Source organism: Citrobacter sp. RHBSTW-00986, from assembly GCF_013783065.1.
GTDB classification, from domain to species: domain Bacteria; phylum Pseudomonadota; class Gammaproteobacteria; order Enterobacterales; family Enterobacteriaceae; genus Citrobacter; species Citrobacter braakii.
The window spans coordinates 2007052-2027402 of record NZ_CP056200.1 but is presented as its reverse complement, the minus strand read 5'-3'; the positions used below and the strand labels follow the sequence as shown (position 1 = coordinate 2027402).

Genomic DNA, 20351 nt, shown 5'->3' with positions numbered 1-20351 from the left:
AGAAGAAGCATGAATACTGTTATGACAATATGTAAAAAAACATAAATACGCAGATTTAAGGATTTTCTTATACCAGGGCAAGCGTTATGCTGAATCTCGAACGGAGCGAATATAATTCGTGATCACTAAAGGACCGGCGGAACGGATTTATTCTGCTAACAGCTTTAATTGTACGTAGAGGTGAAGTGCAGCGGCAGCCCGCTGTACTGGCGTGAGTAACGTACATCCCCCTTTCTGGAAATAAGGATATTGATATGGCTGCAGTTGGAATTGTTCATAAACTCAATACACAAATGAATCTCGAGTTCTACGCCTCGAATCTTTACCTGCATCTCAGCGAATGGTGCTACGAGCATAGCCTGACAGGTACAGCCACGTTTCTACGCACGCAGGCGCAAGGTAACGTGACTCAAATGATGCGTATGTTCAATTTTATGAAAAGTGCTGGGGCTAATCCCATCGTCAAGGCCATGGATGTGCCGGGTGATGAACTGAGTTCCCTTGAAGAATTGTTTCAGAAAACGTTGGATGAATATCAACAGCGCTCGAGTAAGCTCTCGCGTTTAACCAATGAAGCTGAAGCATTAAACGATGCGCCAACCATTGATTTTCTTCACGATCTGGAAAAAGAGCAGCAGCAGGATGGCGTGCTGTTACAGACGATTCTTGATGAAGTCCGCAGCGCCAAACGCGCGGGGCTGTGCATGGCGCAAACCGATAAGCACTTGCTCAACGTCGTTAACTACCAGCATCACTAATCTTCAGTTTTCATCGCGTTAATGCCGGATAGCGATGCTGCGCACCTTATCCGGTCAACCTCTGATTTTCCCTGGCACGCGCCTCCCATTCTGCGAGGCGCAAAAAAACCTTTCTAAAACCTGAAACAACGGTTTATTTTAGTGGGATTCATTCTGCGGCGTGAATTTCAACTCGATCAAGGCAACCGCTTTTTGTATTGCGCGCATAGTGACCGGATCGGCCCCTGCAGGATGGCTGGAAAAATCGATGTTTTTCAGTTGGCTGGACATTTTTTCCCGAACTTCTACCGGGGCAATAACATCAAGAACATCCAGAATTTGCTTGATAACCAGCTGACAGGCAACAACGTCCGAGAGCAGTTCCTGATCGGCATTCAATGTTTGGGACATAGTGAGCTCCTTATAGAAAGGTCGTCATAGTACCTATTCAGCGATCGAAACGATAGCCGCGCACACATTACAAATGCGCTGAAAATAAAAAAGATCCAGTCAGTTTCTTTTGAGATGGCAAGCACAACATGAGTGAACAGTTAGCGGTTGAGAACCAACGCGGTCTTTCCCCGGCAGCATTACTTGTTGCCGGGGCTTTCTTTATGGAATTTATTGACGGCACGGTGATTGCCACAGCCCTACCCGACATGGCCAAAAGCTTTGGCGTACAGGCGGTAGACCTGAACATTGGTATCAGCGCCTACTTGATCACCCTCGCGGTGCTTATCCCCGCCAGCGGCTGGATTGCGGATCGCTTCGGCGCCCGAAAAGTGTTTACCCTGGCGCTGGCGATTTTTACTCTCGCTTCAGTTTTATGCGGTTTGTCCGAAAGCCTTGAGAGCTTTGTAGCAATGCGAATTTTACAGGGTGTGGGTGGCGCGCTAATGGTTCCTGTTGGCCGTCTCGCGGTACTGCGCACCACGCCTAAACATCAGTTGATCACCGCCATAGCGACCCTGACCTGGCCCGCGTTAGTCGCGCCTATCATCGGACCACCGCTTGGAGGATTCATTACCAGCTATGCTAACTGGCGTTGGATCTTCTTTATTAACGTACCGCTGGGAGTTTTGGCGATCGCGCTGGCGCTACGTTTCATCCCGGATATTCATGACGACGAGCGCCGTCCATTTGATATAGCGGGTTTTATCGCGACCTCAGTTGCGATGGTTAGCCTGGTGTATGCCATGGAGTTACTGGGAACCCAGCAGCCGCAGGGCTGGCTAACCGCCGGGCTGCTGGCGCTAGGAACCGTGACCTTTCTGTTTGCCCTGCATCATTTTCGTCGCACTACCTGGCCGATGATTCGTCTTGATGCCATGAGCGTCCCTACTTTTCGCGTCACCCTGTACGGCGGGTCACTATTTCGTGCTTCTATTAGCGCTGTACCATTTCTGCTGCCGTTAATGTTCCAGGTCGGTTTTGGCATGAACGCTTTTCACGCGGGTTCGCTGGTTCTGGCGGTGTTTGTGGGCAATCTGACGATAAAACCTGCCACCACGCCGTTGATACGCTGGCTGGGCTTTAAGAAACTGCTGTTAATCAACGGTGCGCTAAACGTCCTGGCGCTGTTGGCCTGTGCATTAATTACGCCGCAGACCCCGGTGTGGGTTATTTTGTTGGTGTTGTATCTGGGCGGCGTGTTCCGCTCAATTCAGTTTACCGGCATCAGCACGCTTGCCTTTGCGGACGTCCCCGGGCCACAAATGAGCTACGCCAATACGCTGTTCAGTACGGCAACACAATTAGCGGTAGGCTTGGGCATTTCATTGGCCGCTATCGGGATCCGTATCGGCGATGAGGTGAGTGAATGGCTGGCGTTAGGCAATATTCCGGGGATCAGTTTCCGGCTGGCCTTTGTCGCTATTGCGATTATTTGTCTGGTAGGTATGGTTGATACGCTGCGGCTTACCCATGATGCTGGAAGCGCGGTATCTAGCAAGAAAAAATAGCCCGGCAGGCGAACACCGCCGGGCCAACAGGATTTAGCCAACTATCTCGCGTACAAACGCTTCGATCGCTTTGTCCTGGCAGTTTTCAAAGAAGCACTGCTGGAAGCGCGGGCCAGATACGGCGGTTTTTACCAGTTCAGGATCGATAGCGCGCAGAGTGTCCAGATAGTTTTCTTTTACCACCGCCGCTTTCACCTGGTTCAGAATACCCGCGTTACGCACCTGCGGCTCTTTACGCTCTGGTGGATACCCTTCGCCGTTACGACCAGTGAATGCTTTTTCAAACATATAGCGCACATTCAGCTCAGCACCCCAGCCAAAACCTTTGGCGAATGCCAGAGAAAGCGCATTCCCGTTGTTGATCTGAGAGAACAAGAATGCGTCTGCCGGATCGAGACAGTAACCGCACACCACGCCCGGATGAATATTCAGTGACATCATTGCCCCCTGACCCGTACCGCAACCCGTAACCACAAAATCCACGGCTTTGGAATTGAGCAGGATGCTGGCCATAATCCCTAAATGGATGTAGGTCAGATGATGGTCATTTTCGTCGCTCATCCCGACGTTATACACTGGAAAACCTTTCTCATCCGCAACGGCTTTAAGCTCGTTATGAATGATGGCATTTTTGCTTGCCTGGCTGTTTTCCATCATCAATGCAATTTTCATTCTGTAATCTCCTGAATGCGCTGCGGAGGCCCGCTGAAAGTCATAACATTCAGGCCACATTACTATTTTGCAAACTCACTTTCAAATTTAATGAAATTTTGTTTTATAAAATAATGAGGTGCTCACATTTTTTCTGAGACAGCTCAGAATAGCCTCAATAAAATGACGTCGTTGCGATTAATCGCAGGTGATCTTCGGGCTATTCAAGCCATTGATGCGCCCCACATATGCCATGATAGCCTATCTCCGAACTTTCAGAGCGATCACATGAAGACCTTTATCCTTGCCCTTTTGCCGCTCGTGCTGACAGGATGCACTATTACTAAACAGGCGCAGGTCAGCGAAGCCAGTGCCATCACCGGCGTCGTTCGCCTGACCTACAACCAGGCCATGCTACAAACGGCGCGTACCGATGATTACGTGACCCAAGGCACAGCCACCAAAGAGTGTCAGCGCCTGGGTTATGCCAACGCAATGGCGTTTGGTCAGCCGGTATCAACCTGTAGCGTATATGCCGGTTCTCTGTGTTTAAATACCAAAATCACGCTCGCCTGGCAGTGTCACGGCGTTGCGGTATCCCAATCGCCTGCCTTCAATTATTAATATTTTCGACCAGCACATTATTGCTGGTCTTCTGCCTTTTCATTATTTATATTCTCCGCTTAATAGCGTTAATGCGTTTTATTCCCATTCGCATTTTTAATAAATAAATTTATTATTTTACCTTTTGCAAATAATTAAATAACAAATTATAGTGACGCCACGCTAATATATAATAACGTTTGTGGAGCATAACCATGCTGAAAACAGAAATGATCGACCAACTGAATGAGCAAATGAACCTTGAATTATATTCATCTCTGCTCTACCAACAGATGAGCGCGTGGTGCAGCTATCACAGCTTTGAAGGTGCCGCCGCGTTCCTGCGCCGTCACGCCCAGGAAGAGATGACGCATATGCAGCGTCTGTTTGACTACCTGACCGATACTGGCAGCTTGCCGTGTATTAACACCGTCCCTTCCCCCTTTGCTGAATATGCGTCTCTGGACGAACTGTTCCGTGTTACTTACGAACACGAGCAGTTGATCACCCAGAAAATTAATGAACTGGCACACGCGGCAATGACCCACCAGGATTATCCGACGTTTAATTTCCTGCAATGGTATGTTGCCGAGCAGCATGAAGAAGAAAAATTATTTAAATCTGTCATTGATAAGTTATCGCTGGCTGGGAAAAGTGGCGAAGGTCTTTATTTCATCGATAAAGAACTGGCTACGCTTGATACACAGAATTAATGTTGTGGGGTAATGAGGGCAACCCGCCATCATTACCCGCTAAAATCAGTGACGGCAGATCTTGCTTTCGTGCGTAGAGAAGCCGTCTTCTTTTGCAATAAACTTTCCCTTCGCCGCTAAAAACGCCACCAGCTCGGCTGCCGACATATCCGCCGCAGAACAGGTGTGAAAACGAGCCTGCTCGCCAAACCGTGCCGTAATCGCCGCTTCAAGGCTGGCATTTGAATACTGCTCGCCAGATTCAATCATCATGTTGAGCACTTCGTGACCGTGAATAGATTCCATACTACCTCCTCAATAAAGTCCGTAGCCTAATGTGAACGGCACGGCCTTGCTTTGCGCTAACGCAGGTTTACCCGCAGATAAATATCATTTGTGATACATCTTAACGCGCCAAACATCGTAAAGATTAATGTACATTCATTGTAACGGTGATTTGACGAAAATAGCGTTTTGCCTTAACCTGCGCCGCAGATATAACCGTTGATTATCTCTGGGACAGAGGAAAGCGTGAAAAACAGAACCCTGGGTAGTATTTTTATCGTGGCGGGAACCACGATTGGTGCCGGTATGTTGGCAATGCCGCTGGCCGCGGCAGGCGTGGGGTTTAGCGTCACGCTGGTATTGTTAGTGAGTCTTTGGGCGCTAATGTGCTACACCGCGCTGTTGCTGCTTGAAGTGTATCAACACGTACCGGCAGACACCGGGTTGGGTACGCTGGCAAAACGTTATCTTGGTCGTTACGGACAATGGGTAACGGGCTTTAGCATGATGTTTTTAATGTACGCGCTGACGGCGGCGTATATCAGTGGCGCTGGTGAGTTGCTGGCTTCCAGCATCAGCGACTGGACCGGGACAACGCTCTCCCCGACAACAGGCGTACTGCTGTTCACCTTTGTTGCCGGTGGCGTGGTTTGCGTTGGCACATCTTTGGTCGATCTGTTCAACCGTCTGTTGTTCAGTGCCAAGATAATCTTCCTGGTGGTGATGCTGGCCCTGTTAATGCCGCATATCCATAAAGTAAACCTGCTTACGTTACCGCTTCAGCAGGGGCTGGCACTGTCTGCAATCCCGGTTATCTTCACTTCGTTCGGTTTTCACGGCAGCGTCCCCAGTATCGTCAGCTATATGAACGGTAACATCCGTAAACTGCGTTGGGTGTTTATCACCGGTAGTGCCATTCCGCTAGTCGCCTATATCTTCTGGCAACTGGCCACGCTTGGCAGTATTAACTCCTCAACGTTCATGGGGCTGTTAGCCAACCACGCTGGTTTAAACGGTTTATTACAAGCATTACGTGAAGTCGTGGCTTCGCCGCACGTCGAACTGGCGGTGCATCTGTTTGCCGACCTTGCGCTGGCAACCTCTTTCCTCGGCGTCGCATTGGGATTATTTGACTACCTGGCCGACCTCTTCCAGCGCCGCAATACCGTAGCAGGAAGAATGCAAACCGGCGTGGTGACCTTCCTGCCGCCGCTGGCATTCGCGCTGTTCTATCCGCGTGGTTTCGTCATGGCCCTGGGGTATGCGGGCGTTGCCCTGGCGATGCTGGCGCTGCTCATTCCCTCGATGCTGGCATGGCAGAGCAGAAAACAGAATCCACAGGCTAAATATCGCGTGGCAGGGGGTGCTCCGGCGCTGGCGCTGGTATTTTTGTGCGGCATTGTGGTGATAGCCGTACAGTTTTCTATTGCAGCAGGATTACTACCGGAAGTGGGTTAAAACAAAAGGGGCTTAATGCCCCTTTTTCTTAATGCAAACAACACTGCTTATATTTTTTACCGCTACCGCACGGACAAGGGTCATTGCGCCCTACCTTGGCATCCACTTTGACCGGTACTTTAATCGGCGTTTCCTGAGGATGCGCCATCCAGTAAGCATGCAGATCCAGCGCCGCCAGGCGGATGGCATCCACGCTCTCTTCGAACGCTTCTGGCGTCATTTTCTCAACGACCGCAAAGTTTTCTTCCGTACCGTGCAGCGCAATAGCCTCGAGCGCCGGTTTTAACGAGTCTGGTAACGCGGACCAGTCCGACAGCGCGACGCCGCGCATATAACCAAAACACCACTCTTCAACGATGGTCAGTTCATGCTCGTCAATTTCACGCAAACCAAACAGCGGCTCAAACTGCTCAGGATATTCATCCAGGCGATCGGCCGTATCCGCCATATGTTGAAACGCCAGGTTCATGAAACGCGTCATTTCTTTTTCGGAGGACCAGCGAGGAACATACTGCGCGCCGCCCCAAATAGCGACCAACCACTGCTCCGGTTCAATTTCATACGGTGAACTCAGTACCGCCGTCAGTAAACCATCCAGTTCTGACACATCCAGAATAGCCTTATCTGTATTGTACTTAGTCAGTACATCATCCAGCCATTCCAGTTCGCTCTCGTTTAATGGTCCCGTTTTCATAACGCTTTTCCTTAGTCAAAAAATCTTGCCTGTGATCATCCTACATGGCTGGAGGGATAACAGATATAAATGGGCATATGCGGCTTACAGCAGCCGCCTGTTCAGGTTAACAGGAAAAGAGGGGAATTCCGGTAGTTAACGCACAAAAGAGAACACTAAGCCGCCGGGCATCATACCGGGAAAACACAATAAAACCACCCGCAGGTGGTTTACTGTTGTTCAATACGGTTGAGCGTTGCGGTATAGCCCGTTTTCGCTACTGCGTTAAGTAGAGTATCGGTTGGGAAACCTTCTGGCACGATGGCTTCTGCCTGCCGGGTTTTGAGAGAGGATTTTGCTTTAATCACGCCGTCGGTTTCACGTAGCGCCTGATTGACCGAAATAACGCATAACGAGCAGGTCATATTTTGTATATCCAGCACCACTTTTTGATTGGCCGCCTGAGCCCACAGCGGCAACAGCAAGCATGCAACTAACGCGAAGATCTTCATTCAAATACCTCATAAAACCAGGCAACAAGCGTTGGGTAAAATAGCACCGGCAAAATCAATGCCAGCGCGCACCAGTAGAGAACGCGCGCTTGCTTCAGAGTTAACCACCCGGAGCACCACAACCGTTTGGAAAAATAGAGCCGCCAGAAGACACGCAGTAATAATCCCAGGGACAGCAGTATCAGAGGAGTTCGCAAAAACTCAAACCGGGTGAAAACGGCGAAGCTCGCCGCCGAAATACCAAACAGCAGGTAAAGTAGCGGTCCAACACAGCATAAGCCAGCGGTGACGGCGGCCGCAGCAGCCGTCAACAGGGTAAGCCCCGCACCTTTAGCGTTGTTCTGTGGCGACATAGCTGTAGGAAAACGCTTTAGGATCATAGAAATTGATCGGGTCGCCATCGACTTCAGCGTAAGGATAACCAAAGTTATTCATGGCCCCCTGCTCCGTTGCCGGATACAACTCGAAATCACGTCCGTAGTTGAATCCAACCCAGTTCATTTCCCAGTTACCAAACAGGTAAGCGTTAACCGCCTGGACATCGGCATCCTGATGCGTTTTTTTCTCTGCCAGACGCATTTTGGTCACGTCAGCAGGATCGCACGGTAACCAACCGTAACCTGCCAGATAGAACTCAGCACGGCAGTGTTGACCGCCGCTCACATTGGCAACGCCTGCACTGTCGGCTGTGCCAAAAGCACTTTTCGAGTAACGTTCGAGCTTATTGGCCTTGCCCAGACGGATGCCAAACAGTTCGCGCGCCGGAATACCGCTGGCCCGCGCCAGAGCAACAAAAACGGAGCTCATGTCGGTGCATTTTCCTTTGAGCTTACCGCTTTTTAATATCTCCGCCACATCCCCCGTGCCGCAGCCAATAACGTCGTTGTCACGCTCCATATGGCTGCTGACCCATTCGTAAATCAGGCGCGCTTTTTTCAGCGGATCCTGCTCATTACCGGTGATTTTACGCGCGGTTTCCAGGACCAGTCCATCAACTGGGGTATGTGCCGTCGGCAACAGATACGGTTTTACATCCAGCGGATAAATAATCTGCTCAGGTTCCTGCCAGTTTTTCAGCGCGTCCTGCTTCAGCGGTTCCCAGTCGGCGGTTTCAATGTCGATATCAACGTTAACCAACAATTCACCCTGCGAGTCAGCCCAGGTGGCAAACAGCGTTTTCGCGCCATAGGTATTATTGGTGGTGACGTACGCCTGCTTATAGTTTCCGCTAAAGGCAAGCGCCGTCATTTGTTGAAACGCGGTATCCACCGGTAGCGGGATCCACAGTGTCACCACGCCGCTCGATCCCTCAGGAGGATTAAGTTTATACGTTTGAGATAAGACAAAGCGTCGACGAGCTATTGGCGCAACGGATGGCTCAGCGGCACGTACCGTCTGGCTAATGACTGCAGGGCCGACTAATCCGGCGGCGGAAAGGAGAACGCTATTTTTGAGAAACTGACGACGTTGCATTGCTGTCTGTCCAGGTTGTAAGAGTTGAGCTACGGGTAAAGGGGAAACCGTACGCGATCATCACAGCAGACAGAGGCCGGCATAAAAAGGCGAGTCGATGGAGATTATTCATCAATAACAGACCTGTTAACTGTGAATGAAGTGAGAAACTGCAAGGTCGCTATTAAGCCATTTACAGCCCAAAAAGTACAGCAGCGGAGATACGTTCAAACTATATACACAGTCGTTGCCAGTTTGCGGGCTAACCCTCTTGCCCCCTCGCGCATGACCGTATTGTGATTCCAGCGAAATACAGGTGCTGCCAGCGGGGCAAGATAATTCATCCAGCGGATCGTGGTACGCACATTCCAGTCATATCTGACAATAGTCGCTGTACCATTGGCAGTGAAAGACCATACCCCTCGCCCTTCCACCGCGCCGCTGGCTTGTCCTTCAAGCAATGTGCAAGGCCGTATTTTCAACACATTGATATCAAAGGTTAAGCGATAAGGAAGCGCCCCTTTCCAGGTATAACGATGCAACGCCCCAATACCCCGTAAATCCCCTTTCCTTATCTCAACGATGCGTTCCAGACTTCCCCACCATTCAGGCCAGCTATCCGGATGGGAAAAAACATCCCATACCTCCTGAATTGAAGCCTCAACCCGCCAGACTGTGGAAAACTGATAGTCAGCCATAGTGCAGGCTCCTTCAAGGCGTGAAAAAATTGACGGGGAATCGGGTGTTGATAACCATAGCATCCAGAAGAACAGTTTATAATCGCTGCCCATCTGGCGCATAGCTGATCACTTTGGTAGGGAGTCCGTGATAATTATCCAGCCAGATGTCGTAGCGGTGAACGCAACTCGCGGAGAAAATGAGACGCGCATAACCGCCCCCTCTATCGGTACTATCTGTAAACTGGAGTCATCATCTGTCGACTGTTTTTATTATAGTTCTTAATTGCGCGGCACTCCTCTCCCACCCCCTCAGACTCCGTACAGGCAACAGGCTTAAACTGTTCATTTTCTATTCAGATGAGATGACGACATAAGACTATACTTTAATAGCCATACTTTTAATGGGTATTAATCATGAAACTGCCACCGGTATTTTCATGCGCCGTCCTCGTATTGCTGCTGGCGTCATCGTCTGCCGCAGCCAGCGCGTTACAAAACCAGGCCGCAAGAGAGCAAGAGTTAAGCGCGGCACTTCTTGCAGGAAATGGCGTCATCATCATTGGCGGGACGGATGATTTCGCTTTCACATTCAGGGCACGTAACCGAATCCACAGACATTTGGCGATTCAGGATGGCATAGGCGATCCCATCATGATGAATGGTTTTCAGGACCACAACTATAATCCCGCCCGGGATGGCTTTATCAACAACCCTGCCCGGGGAAGGTTTATGTTTAATGCACCGATTCGTCGATAGATTGATTGGCAATGGGGAGTGTGTAGCGGGCGGCTTAACGTATCTGGCAGGCTTACTTGACGCAAAATACCTATGGTTCGTCAAAAGCCGGCACAAAAAAACCACCCGTAGGTGGTTTCGCGACACGGCTTATTGCTTTGATTGTTCTATTCTTTCCCATAGTATCCGGTGTGGGATTTGCCCCCACACAGCACGAACGCCGAGCAGTTCAGGATATTTTTCAAGAAGTTAATATGTAACTTACTTCTGCGTAAACACCTTTGTTAATCAGGTATGCGGGATCGGAAGTCCGGCAACAGAAAACTGGTGATTCGATTATTTTTAACCTGCGTGGTTAAGCTTGTTGCAGACCGTTCAAATCGTTAAGCATCCGCTTGAGACATTTGATTTTATTCTTATCGCGAACTGATTGCGAAAGCTTACTGAGTTGAAAAAACGTTTTGTCACCAAACCCGTCAATGACTTTGAAGCGATAATCCTGACGCTCGCTATCCCAGGCATAAACAATGTTTTTACAATGCAGGGAGTTAATAATGACTTTGGTGCTGACAAACCATGCTAAAAAAGCATTCAGCTTCTGCAATTTGCTGTCATCGAGTTCTTTTTTCAGAGCAAGCTGATAAAGGGTTTGAGCAAGGTTGCCATGCTCATCGCACTCCTTCACAGTGATCTGCCCTACACCTTTATTTGTTTCAACAAGACCTTCGATCTTTTGCATATAAAGAGAGTCTGTTTGATGGCCAGGCTTGCATTCTTTGAGGTCCCGGAAGACTTCCCGTAACTTGCTTTTATAGTTCGCAATATCTGAAATAACGATTTTGATCAGCAGGTTACTATCCTGTGGATGCTGAAAGACGTAACGATCGTTACCTCGTGCAAGTAAGTCTTCATCTGTCAATACAAGCTCTGGTTTCATGATAGTTTTTGACTCTTACCCTAAGGGAAATGAAATTGCCTCAACTGACCTGCATCGGTAAGTTCTGCTAATCAAAAACTATTATGTATATATTTATTTCAATAATTGATAAACGAAATGCATTCGGAGTGAGACAAATGTCTCTTCTGGCAAGTGGGCAGGCTAATAAACCTGTTTTGATACCCCCGCAAATACGCTTCTCCAGTCGTGAACGAGGGTTATCAGCGAAGAGCAGGCCCCGGTATGAAGTCAACAGGCTCCCGATAATATTAAGCGGAAAGATTACTTAACCCGTTTCCCTGTTTCGTCAATGACCTTTTCGCCATCCTCTTTGGTAAAAGAGCCTTTCTGACCTTCAGGTAAAATATCCAGCACAATTTCTGAGGGACGACAAAGACGCGTGCCAAGCGGCGTCACTACAATCGGTCGATTAATCAGGATCGGATGCTGAATCATAAAATCGATCAACTGCTCATCAGAAAACTTATCCTCATCAAGACCCAATTGCTCATAAGGTTCAACGTTCTTCCGCAGCAATGCGCGTACTGAAATGCCCATATCTGAAATCAGTTTGGTCAGTTCATCACGAGTCGGGGGCGTATCGAGATAATAAATAATAGTTGGTTCGTTACCGCTGTTACGGATCATTTCCAGCGTGTTACGTGAGGTGCCACAGGCCGGGTTGTGATAGATGGTAATGTTGCTCATATCAGTATCTCATTACAAAGTGACAGAGAGCCGCCACGCCAGTGCGGCCAGAGTGACGAACAGCACGGGCAGAGTCATGATAATGCCGGTGCGGAAGTAATATCCCCAGGTGATGGTCATATTTTTCTGTGCCAACACATGAAGCCACAGCAGAGTTGCCAGACTGCCTATCGGGGTGATTTTAGGACCTAAATCGCAGCCAATCACATTGGCATAAATCATGGCCTCTTTGACGACGCCGGTCGCAGCACTCCCGTCTATGGACAATGCACCAATCAGCACCGTCGGCATATTGTTCATCACAGACGACAGGAAGGCAGTCAGGAAGCCGGTACCGAACGTGGCAGCCCACAAACCTTTGTCTGCCAGCATATTGAGTACAGCAGAAAGATACTCGGTGAGTCCTGCATTACGCAGGCCGTAGACGACCATATACATACCCAGCGAGAAAATCACGATCTGCCAAGGCGCCCCGCGCAGCACTTTCCCGGTATTAATGGCGTGGCCACGCTTGGCTACCACGAACAGCACCGCAGCCCCAACTGCTGCTATCGCGCTTACAGGGATCCCCAGCGGCTCCAGAAGAAAGAAACCGACCAACAGGAACAGCAGAACAATCCAGCCCGCCCTGAACGTCGCCGGATCTTTAATCGCACTGGCAGGCATCTTGAGCAGTGAAACGTCATATCTGGCCGGGATATCGCGGCGGAAGAAGAGATGGAGCATGACCAGCGTGGCAGCAATGGCCGCCAGGTTCACAGGGACCATCACGGAGGCATACTGTGTAAAGCCCAGGCCGAAGAAATCCGCCGAGACAATATTGACCAGGTTAGAGACAATCAGCGGCAGGCTGGCAGTATCTGCGATAAATCCTGCAGCCATGACAAAGGCCAGCGTCGTCGCCTGGCTAAACCCCAGGGCGAGCAGCATCGCAATCACAATCGGCGTCAGTATCAGTGCTGCACCGTCGTTAGCAAACAGCGCAGCAACAGCAGCGCCAAGCAGTATTATCCAGGTAAACAGCAGGCGACCACGCCCGTTACCCCAGCGGGAGACATGCAGCGCGGCCCATTCAAAGAAGCCGGACTCATCGAGCAGCAGGCTGATGATAATCACCGCGATGAATGCCGCTGTTGCGTTCCAGACGATATTCCAGACTACGGGAATATCATCAATGTGGATGACCCCCGTCCCCAGTGCCAGTAAGGCTCCGATACTTGCGCTCCAGCCAATGCTGAGACCCCTGGGCTGCCAGATGACCAGGACCAGCGTTAGTATAAAAATACTCCCTGCCAAAAGCATTTTAGATTCCTTTATATATGATTATGTGTATGTAAAAAATTCTCTCAACAGGATGTGCAGGCTGATTTTTTCAGCCATTCACCCACATCTTTCCTCAGACACTGCCAGGACGTCGTGATCGTCTCAGCGGCCCACTTTGGCATGTGGGGAGACAGACGGTAGTGAATCCATTTGCCTTCCCGGCGGTCAAGCACCAGCTCTGCTTCACGCAGAATAGCCATGTGGCGAGAAATTTTAGGCTGTGATTCAGAGGTCGCCGCGCATATATCGCACACGCACAGTTCGCCGGATTCCCGGAGAAGCATAACAATGGCGAGACGGGTTTCATCCGACAGGATTTTAAAAAGCTGAACTGGCTGTAGCATTTTTTACTCCGTTCCCTTTAGAATACATATATGATAAATCATATATGTTTAATTTGAAATCACAGAACCTCCCGGAGGAGTAGAAAATGGAACACTTTCCTGCACTGGATGCTGATTGCTTCGATCAGCAGATTGCTGAACGCCTGCAGCTCCAGGAGCCGCCACGCATACTGATCCTGTATGGCTCGGTAAGAGAGCGTTCTTACAGTCGTTTTGCCGCAGAAGAAGCAGGACGCCTGCTGACGGCGATGGGAGCGGAAGTAAGACTGTTTAATCCCTCAGGTTTACCCCTGCCGGATGATGCCCCAGATACGCACCCAAAAGTCACCGAGCTGCGCGAGCTGGTCAGATGGTGTGATGGGATGGTGTGGAGTTCCCCGGAGCGGCATGGGGCAATGAGTGCGGTGATGAAGGCACAGATCGACTGGATACCCTTAAGCGAAGGGGCCGTTCGCCCTTCACAGGGAAAAACACTGGCGGTGATGCAGGTCTGCGGCGGGTCTCAATCTTTTAACGCCGTGAACCAGATGCGTATCCTTGGGCGCTGGATGAGGATGTTCACGATCCCTAACCAGTCCTCAATAGCCAAAGCCTGGCAAGAATTCGATGAGAACGGGCGAATGAAACCTTCGTCCTGGTATGATCGTATCGTCGATGTCGCCGAGGAGTTGTTTAAAATCACGCTGCTGCTCAAGGGGCAAACCGATTACCTTGCCGATCGCTACAGCGAACGAAAAGAGAGCCATCAGGAGCTTTCATCCCGCGTCAATCAAGCGAAAATATAACGTCCTTTTTTACTGTGCTCAAAAACGTCCGCTTTTTGCTGTGCGTTCAACGCTGGATGCAACAATGTTAATTCTTTGCTGGCTGCGAACCGATAAGCCAGCTCCTTTTGAAAAATACTGTCTGAGCAATCTGTTCATATTTTCATATGAACCACGCAGCCAGGGAGATTGAGGATTACAGAAATAAATTTGGAGAGCCGACCTTATCATCAGGCCCTTTGCGATACCTTTTCCGTATATTTACATATCCAAAACATCATAAAGTTAAGATTTTTTGGACAAATTAGGGTATGGTTGAAGTTCATCCACTCAAGGAAAAGCCTATGTCAGAACGTAAAGACTCTAAATCACGCCGCAACTATCTTGTCAAATGCACCTGCCCAAACTGTACCCAACAATCTGAACACAGTTTTTCAAGAGTACAAAAAGGTTCTCTTTTAATCTGTCCTCATTGCAATAAAGTATTCCAGACAAACCAAAAAGAAGCAGCCTGAATCCGTTTTAGACTCTATTTCTGGAACAGAATCACCACATCTGTATTTTAAGATTTATCAAGCTACAGATAATAGAAAACCCGCTGGCTGCGGGTTTAGTATTTTCATATTTAAAAAATAAAAATTATGGTGATATCTGGGAAAAGCTATCTCCTTGCGTACGTTGTCGTGCAAGGCAAGCGGTTAGACTTTTTGTGCAGCGAACCTACACGTACTCACAATGGTCAGCATACTTTCTCATGCAAAAGAGAGATGAAATATGCTGACCGTTGCCCTGAATGCCGGATCAGTAACATTTCATCTCTACTGACCCAACAATACATCCATTGCTTCTGTCAGTATGTCTACTCAGGCTTTAGCCTTCTTCGTTATCGCATACAGACAAAAAAAGGATTTACTCTGTAATAACTACATTGCCAGCAACCGGACCTTTAGTACCATTCTCAATGGAGTAAGAGACTTTTTGCCCTTCAAACAAGGTGCGGAAATTATCGCTCTGGATAGCAGAAAAATGTACAAATAAATCTTTACTACCGTCAACAGGAGAAATAAAACCGAATCCCTTATCGGCATTAAACCATTTTACTAAACCATTCATCTTTTTTGACATTTTGTATTCCTTAATTTGGCCTTCCGGCGAACATGGTTTTATTACAGAAACTACTTAGTGCTTAGTGGGGAGACTCAAAGAAGGGATAAATATAAAACACCTGAAATGAGAACTGCTTTAGTAAACTACTTTGTATTTTGTCTGTTCTTCAAACCGACGCGACCATTAACGCACGGGCGTATATAATAATCAATGTTTATTTTAGCTATCCAGATCTCACGATAGCTGAAAAATATTTCTGGTATTATCCAGGGGTATGTGTATAGTGCAACACGTTATTAGCTTTAAGGAATTTTTTTGTCTCGTAAAATGACAGGAATTGTCAAAGCCTTTGACTGCAAGAGCGGTAAAGGCCTTATCTCCCCCTCCGATGGTCGCAAAGATGTACAGCTTCACATTTCGGCCTTAAGTCTCCGTGACTCAGAAGTACTCATCCCCGGATTACGCGTTGAGTTTTGTCGAATAAATGGTCTTCGAGGCCCCTCGGCTGCGAACGTTTATCTCTCATGACCTGTAGCCGCCCCTCCTGACTTCTGGAATCATAAAAGAGAATTTCAAAACAGGGAGAGTTTCATATGTATCAGAAAATCTATCTCAACGACTGGCTGACAGGCCTTAAGAGCTCATGCTGCACGCTGATAGTGACTCTGCTTGTTTTCATCTAACCTGTTAGTTCAAGACCGGTAAGAGTTGCAATAGCGTTGGCGTATCTGTGTTGAGCCCGTCAGGGTGATATGCTTGCGTTACACCCCAAATGCCTGTGATGCACATAGGATGAAAGCCAGGGGATTTCTGAGCTTGAAGGTTCGCTGAGCGAGAAGCGAGAAATTTCAGGCACAAAAAAACCACCCGTAGGTGGTTTCACGACACTGCTTATTGCTTTGATTATTCTATTCTTTCCCATGGTACCCGGAGTGGGACTTGAACCCACACAGCGCGAACGCCGAGGGATTTTAAATCCCTTGTGTCTACCGATTCCACCATCCGGGCTCGGGAAGAAATTGGAGGCGCGTTCCGGAGTCGAACCGGACTAGACGGATTTGCAATCCGCTACATAACCGCTTTGCTAACGCGCCGAAATCTTCTGGCTTTTCAGCCGACATCCGCTATTGCCGATGTCTTTAATTTGGAGCGGGAAACGAGACTCGAACTCGCGACCCCGACCTTGGCAAGGTCGTGCTCTACCAACTGAGCTATTCCCGCATCACCAAGTAACTTTGTTAATCACTTGATTTTGTTATCGTCTGGCAATCAGTGCTGCCGTTCGATGCGTTGCATTCTACTTACCTGACGCAATGAGTCAACGATATTTTTCACCACTGACGATCGTTTGCTGAAATTTGCGCCGAAACGATCACTGTTCAAGCAAATCTCCCCACGCAGCGCTCAAATACTGGAACATTGACCACAACGTCAGTATCGCGGCGACGAAGAAAAGTGCGATCCCGGCGTACTCTACCCAAATATTTGGACGCCACAGCAGCCATGCGAGCGCGGCCATTTGCGAAGTGGTTTTCACTTTGCCGATCCAGGACACCGCCACACTGCTACGTTTACCCAGTTCAGCCATCCACTCACGCAGCGCAGAGATAATAATTTCACGCGCGATCATCGTGGCGGCAGGAAGCGTTACCCACCAGCTGTGATAGTGCTCGGTCACCAGCACCATCGCGATAGCCACCAGTACCTTATCAGCGACCGGATCGAGGAAGGCGCCAAAACGCGTGCTTTGGTTCCAGCGACGCGCCAGATAGCCGTCAAACCAGTCGGTGACCGCCGCAATACAGAAGATCAGCGCACAAACGAAGGGAGCCCAGGTGAATGGCAGATAAAAAGCCAATACAAAGAATGGGATCAGGATGACGCGAAACAGCGTGAGCAACGTAGGGATATTAAATTGCATATGACGGATAACTATCTGTTGTCAGTAAAATTACCCCTATGTTGCTACAGAGGGCCTAATGTTTCAACGAGTAGAAGATCTTTTCTGCCAGAGCTTGCGAAATACCCGGCACTTTTGCAATTTCTTCAATACTCGCGTTACGAAGGCCTTGCAAACCGCCCATATATTTCAACAACATCTGCCGACGCTTCGGCCCGACACCTTCAATAGTCTCCAGCGTGCTGGTACTTTTCACCTTCGCCCGTTTTTTACGGTGCCCGCTAATCGCATGATCGTGAGATTCATCGCGGATATGCTGGATAACGTGCAATGCAGGCGAATCCGGCGGAAGGCTAAAGCCCTCACCTTCCGGCTCAAAGAACAACGTTTCCAGACCAGCTTTACGATCGGCCCCTTTTGCCACGCCCAACAAAAGCGGGTGCTGTTTGTCCCAGGGAACGTCCAGCTCAGCAAACACGGCTTTCGCCTGCCCCAGTTGACCTTTCCCACCGTCGATCAATATGACGTCCGGAATCTTACTTTCTTCAATCGACTTACCGTAGCGCCGACGGAGAACCTGATTCATTGCCGCATAATCATCACCCGGCGTAATACCCGTGATGTTATAGCGGCGATACTCCGCGCGCAGTGGTCCATTGGCATCGAATACCACGCAGGAGGCTACCGTCTGCTCGCCCATCGTGTGGCTGATATCAAAGCACTCCATGCGTTTCACTGCGGGTAACTTGAGTACTGATGCCAGCGCCGTCAGGCGTTGAGTAATGGTCGACTGCTGGGAAAGTTTTGTGGTTAACGCCACCGCCGCGTTGGTACGCGCCAGCTTCAGATACCGCGCGCGATCGCCTCGCGGTTTCGTCTGAACGTTGATCTTCCGCCCGGCCAGCTCAGACAGAGAGTCTGCCAGCAGGGTTTTATCGCTAAGATTAAAATCGAGCAGGATCTCACCGGGTAAGGTGCGCATCTGACTTCCCTGCAGATAAAACTGTCCGACAAAGGTTTCAACGACCTCGCCGAGTTCTGTTCCACCTGGTACTTTCGGGAAATAGCTACGACTGCCTAACACTTTACCCTGGCGAATAAACAGCACGTGCACACAGGCCATGCCAGCGTCAAACGCCACGCCGATGACGTCCAGATCGTCTCCGGTATTAGAGACAAACTGTTTTTCGGTCACGCGGCGTACGGCCTGAATTTGGTCACGAATGCGGGCAGCCTCTTCAAACTCGAGATTCTGGCTGGCTTTTTCCATCCGGGCGATCAGCTGCGTTAATACCTGATCGTCTTTCCCGGACAGGAACAGACGAACGTAATCAACCTGCTGCGCATACTCTTCCTCACTCACCAGGCCCGCCACACACGGACCGAGGCAGCGGCCAATCTGATATTGCAGACAGGGCCGCGAGCGATTGCGATAAACACTATTTTCGCACTGACGAATAGGGAAGATTTTCTGCAGCAACGCCAGCGTTTCGCGTACGGCGTAGCCGTTAGGAAACGGTCCAAAGTACTCGCCTTTGGCATGCTTGGCCCCGCGATGCATTGCCAGGCGAGGATGGGTATCGCCGCTGAGGAAAATAAAAGGATAGGATTTATCGTCGCGCAGCAAAACGTTATAACGCGGCTGATACAGTTTGATGTAGTTGTGCTCAAGCAATAACGCCTCGGTTTCGGTGTGCGTTACCGTGACATCAATCTGCTGTATTTGCGCGACCAGTGCTTCGGTCTTACGCGATGCGAGGTTGCTACGGAAGTAGCTGGAAAGCCTTTTTTTCAGGTCTTTCGCTTTCCCGACATAGATGACCGTCCCGGCGTCATCATACATACGATAAACGCCGGGCTGACTGGTCACGGTTTTCAGGAACGCTTTGGCATCAAACTGATCGGTCACTGGCTTGTTAATGTCTCCGCATTACACAGGCCATGGCGAATTGCCAGGTGAGTCAGCTCAACATCGCCGTGAATGTTTAATTTACTGAACATTCGATAGCGATAGCTGTTCACCGTTTTAGGACTAAGATTCAGTTGCTCTGAGATCTCATTGACCTTCTGACCTTTGGTGATCATCAGCATAATCTGCAACTCACGTTCAGACAAACTGGCAAACGGGGTTTCCGTTTTCTCAGGCTCAATCTGGCTAAGCGCCATCTGCTGAGCGATATCGGAGGCAATATAACGTTGGCCAGAATAAACCGAACGAATCGCACTCACGACCTCCTGGGGCGCAGCCCCCTTACTGAGATAGCCCGCGGCTCCCGCCTGCATGACTTTTGCAGGTAACGGGTTTTCGGTATGGACAGTCAGCATGATCACTTTAATGTCAGCCGTTGAACGCGCAATTTTACGCGTTGCCTCAAGGCCACCAATACCGGGCATATTCATGTCCATCAGCACAACGTCTACGGAATTTGAGCGGCACCATTTTACCGCATCTTCACCGCAGCACGCCTCACCGACAACTTTAATGCCTTTTATATCTTCAAGAATGCGTCGTATCCCTGCGCGCACCAGTTCGTGGTCATCAACAAGAAAAACGTTGATCAAAGGAATATCTCCAGAATAGGGATAACGCTACCGATAGTTAATCGGTCCTATGTTAACGGGTTTTATCTCAACTTTGAAATGTAAAAATCGCCGTCTTTCGATTTTGCTCTCGTTTTTGGAAATTAGAAGGTACGACGAGTGGAAACTTTCTGTTATGGCAACCTTTTGCCACGGTTATATCTGCATAGCTGTTTCAGAATAGTGACAAAAAATTCATATTCGTCCGTTGAATGCAAAATAGGCAGCTAAAGTTGTAACAATAATTAA

Annotated in this window: 25 protein-coding genes, 3 tRNA genes and 1 pseudogene; 9 read left to right on the top strand and 20 right to left on the bottom strand. The window is 49.2% G+C overall.

Features of this window, described 5'->3' with window-relative positions; all coding sequences use genetic code 11:
* Positions 1–254: 254 nt before the first annotated feature.
* Positions 255–758 (top strand): non-heme ferritin-like protein, encoded by a 504-nt coding sequence (locus HV345_RS09935; RefSeq protein WP_016153451.1) that lies wholly within the window; start codon positions 255–257, stop codon positions 756–758.
* A gap of 138 nt (positions 759–896) precedes the next feature.
* Here HV345_RS09935 and HV345_RS09930 read toward each other — a convergent pair whose 3' ends face one another.
* A complete protein-coding gene (locus tag HV345_RS09930) occupies positions 897–1148 on the bottom strand; it encodes a DUF2766 family protein (RefSeq protein WP_016153452.1) in 252 nt (83 codons plus the stop codon).
* Positions 1149–1276: 128 nt separating this feature from the next.
* Here HV345_RS09930 and HV345_RS09925 point away from each other — a divergent pair, with 128 nt between their 5' ends.
* Positions 1277–2698, top strand: a complete 1422-nt coding sequence (locus HV345_RS09925) for an MFS transporter (RefSeq protein WP_181636567.1) — start codon at positions 1277–1279, stop codon at positions 2696–2698.
* Between the two features lie 33 nt (positions 2699–2731).
* Here the strand turns inward: HV345_RS09925 and HV345_RS09920 are convergent, their stop codons facing one another.
* Positions 2732–3370: an RpiB/LacA/LacB family sugar-phosphate isomerase gene (locus HV345_RS09920; RefSeq protein WP_016153454.1), complete on the bottom strand. Its 639-nt coding sequence runs from the start codon at positions 3368–3370 to the stop codon at positions 2732–2734.
* A gap of 267 nt (positions 3371–3637) precedes the next feature.
* On the opposite strand from HV345_RS09920, the gene HV345_RS09915 reads away from it, so the two are divergent.
* Both HV345_RS09915 and ftnA read left to right on the top strand, forming a co-directional pair.
* Positions 3638–3973: a YecR-like lipofamily protein gene (locus tag HV345_RS09915; RefSeq protein WP_016153455.1), complete on the top strand. Its 336-nt coding sequence runs from the start codon at positions 3638–3640 to the stop codon at positions 3971–3973.
* Between the two features lie 194 nt (positions 3974–4167).
* Entirely contained in the window at positions 4168–4665 is a 498-nt protein-coding gene (gene ftnA, locus HV345_RS09910; protein WP_016153456.1) for a non-heme ferritin, read from the top strand.
* Between the two features lie 45 nt (positions 4666–4710).
* Here the strand turns inward: ftnA and HV345_RS09905 are convergent, their stop codons facing one another.
* The gene (locus HV345_RS09905; protein WP_016153457.1) at positions 4711–4950 is read right to left on the bottom strand and encodes a YecH family metal-binding protein; all 240 of its coding nucleotides are present in this window, start codon (positions 4948–4950) and stop codon (positions 4711–4713) included.
* 225 nt (positions 4951–5175) lie between these two features.
* On the opposite strand from HV345_RS09905, the gene tyrP reads away from it, so the two are divergent.
* On the top strand, positions 5176–6387 hold the full coding sequence (gene tyrP, locus HV345_RS09900) for a tyrosine transporter TyrP (protein ID WP_181636566.1): 1212 nt from the start codon (positions 5176–5178) through the stop codon (positions 6385–6387).
* A gap of 28 nt (positions 6388–6415) precedes the next feature.
* On the opposite strand, the gene HV345_RS09895 is transcribed toward tyrP, so the two are convergent.
* From HV345_RS09895 to HV345_RS09875, 5 genes are all read right to left on the bottom strand, one after another.
* Positions 6416–7081 carry a YecA family protein gene (locus HV345_RS09895; protein ID WP_016153459.1) on the bottom strand — a complete coding sequence of 222 codons (666 nt, stop codon included), beginning with the start codon at positions 7079–7081 and terminating at the stop codon, positions 6416–6418.
* Positions 7082–7290: 209 nt separating this feature from the next.
* Complete coding sequence (locus tag HV345_RS09890; RefSeq protein ID WP_016153460.1) at positions 7291–7572, bottom strand: heavy-metal-associated domain-containing protein; 282 nt, start codon at positions 7570–7572, stop codon at positions 7291–7293.
* Entirely contained in the window at positions 7569–7925 is a 357-nt protein-coding gene (locus HV345_RS09885; protein WP_181633576.1) for a mercuric transporter MerT family protein, read from the bottom strand. Before HV345_RS09885 ends, HV345_RS09890 begins: the two co-directional genes overlap by 4 nt.
* Positions 7903–9045: a transglutaminase-like domain-containing protein gene (locus HV345_RS09880; RefSeq protein ID WP_181636565.1), complete on the bottom strand. Its 1143-nt coding sequence runs from the start codon at positions 9043–9045 to the stop codon at positions 7903–7905. Before HV345_RS09880 ends, HV345_RS09885 begins: the two co-directional genes overlap by 23 nt.
* A gap of 206 nt (positions 9046–9251) precedes the next feature.
* Entirely contained in the window at positions 9252–9722 is a 471-nt protein-coding gene (locus HV345_RS09875) for an SRPBCC family protein (RefSeq protein WP_053389504.1), read from the bottom strand.
* A 396-nt stretch (positions 9723–10118) separates the two neighbouring features.
* Between HV345_RS09875 and HV345_RS09870 the strand changes: the two genes are divergently transcribed.
* On the top strand, positions 10119–10460 hold the full coding sequence (locus HV345_RS09870; RefSeq protein ID WP_049040545.1) for a hypothetical protein: 342 nt from the start codon (positions 10119–10121) through the stop codon (positions 10458–10460).
* Positions 10461–10794: 334 nt separating this feature from the next.
* Here HV345_RS09870 and HV345_RS09865 read toward each other — a convergent pair whose 3' ends face one another.
* The 4 genes from HV345_RS09865 to HV345_RS09850 form a co-directional block, all read right to left on the bottom strand.
* A complete protein-coding gene (locus tag HV345_RS09865; RefSeq protein ID WP_181636564.1) occupies positions 10795–11376 on the bottom strand; it encodes a YrbL family protein in 582 nt (193 codons plus the stop codon).
* A 282-nt stretch (positions 11377–11658) separates the two neighbouring features.
* Positions 11659–12084 (bottom strand): glutaredoxin-dependent arsenate reductase, encoded by a 426-nt coding sequence (gene arsC / locus HV345_RS09860; protein WP_019077061.1) that lies wholly within the window; start codon positions 12082–12084, stop codon positions 11659–11661.
* Positions 12085–12096: 12 nt separating this feature from the next.
* Positions 12097–13386, bottom strand: a complete 1290-nt coding sequence (locus HV345_RS09855; protein WP_181636563.1) for an arsenic transporter — start codon at positions 13384–13386, stop codon at positions 12097–12099.
* A 44-nt stretch (positions 13387–13430) separates the two neighbouring features.
* Entirely contained in the window at positions 13431–13751 is a 321-nt protein-coding gene (locus HV345_RS09850) for a transcriptional regulator (protein WP_181636562.1), read from the bottom strand.
* A gap of 86 nt (positions 13752–13837) precedes the next feature.
* On the opposite strand from HV345_RS09850, the gene arsH reads away from it, so the two are divergent.
* Positions 13838–14536, top strand: a complete 699-nt coding sequence (gene arsH, locus HV345_RS09845; RefSeq protein ID WP_181636561.1) for an arsenical resistance protein ArsH — start codon at positions 13838–13840, stop codon at positions 14534–14536.
* An 18-nt stretch (positions 14537–14554) separates the two neighbouring features.
* On the opposite strand, the pseudogene HV345_RS26390 reads toward arsH, so the two are convergent.
* Positions 14555–14743: pseudogene (locus HV345_RS26390) on the bottom strand (IS30 family transposase); the annotation flags it as partial.
* 116 nt (positions 14744–14859) lie between these two features.
* Here HV345_RS26390 and HV345_RS09840 point away from each other — a divergent pair.
* Positions 14860–15030 carry a YnfU family zinc-binding protein gene (locus tag HV345_RS09840; protein ID WP_162835200.1) on the top strand — a complete coding sequence of 57 codons (171 nt, stop codon included), beginning with the start codon at positions 14860–14862 and terminating at the stop codon, positions 15028–15030.
* Positions 15031–15424: 394 nt separating this feature from the next.
* Here HV345_RS09840 and cspA read toward each other — a convergent pair whose 3' ends face one another.
* Positions 15425–15640: an RNA chaperone/antiterminator CspA gene (cspA, locus tag HV345_RS09835; RefSeq protein WP_016153470.1), complete on the bottom strand. Its 216-nt coding sequence runs from the start codon at positions 15638–15640 to the stop codon at positions 15425–15427.
* Between the two features lie 297 nt (positions 15641–15937).
* On the opposite strand from cspA, the gene cspH reads away from it, so the two are divergent.
* Entirely contained in the window at positions 15938–16150 is a 213-nt protein-coding gene (gene cspH, locus HV345_RS09830; RefSeq protein WP_049040548.1) for a cold shock-like protein CspH, read from the top strand.
* Between the two features lie 393 nt (positions 16151–16543).
* Here the strand turns inward: cspH and HV345_RS09825 are convergent.
* From HV345_RS09825 to uvrY, 6 genes are all read right to left on the bottom strand, one after another.
* Positions 16544–16630: transfer RNA gene (locus HV345_RS09825), tRNA-Leu, on the bottom strand.
* Positions 16631–16642: 12 nt separating this feature from the next.
* Positions 16643–16716: transfer RNA gene (locus tag HV345_RS09820), tRNA-Cys, on the bottom strand.
* A gap of 51 nt (positions 16717–16767) precedes the next feature.
* Positions 16768–16843: transfer RNA gene (locus HV345_RS09815), tRNA-Gly, on the bottom strand.
* Positions 16844–16994: 151 nt separating this feature from the next.
* Complete coding sequence (gene pgsA / locus HV345_RS09810; RefSeq protein ID WP_016153472.1) at positions 16995–17543, bottom strand: CDP-diacylglycerol--glycerol-3-phosphate 3-phosphatidyltransferase; 549 nt, start codon at positions 17541–17543, stop codon at positions 16995–16997.
* Positions 17544–17598: 55 nt separating this feature from the next.
* A complete protein-coding gene (gene uvrC / locus HV345_RS09805; protein ID WP_053389331.1) occupies positions 17599–19431 on the bottom strand; it encodes an excinuclease ABC subunit UvrC in 1833 nt (610 codons plus the stop codon).
* Entirely contained in the window at positions 19428–20084 is a 657-nt protein-coding gene (uvrY, locus tag HV345_RS09800) for a UvrY/SirA/GacA family response regulator transcription factor (protein ID WP_006684079.1), read from the bottom strand. The genes uvrC and uvrY overlap by 4 nt, the downstream gene beginning before the upstream one ends.
* Between the last annotated feature and the right edge of the window lie 267 nt (positions 20085–20351).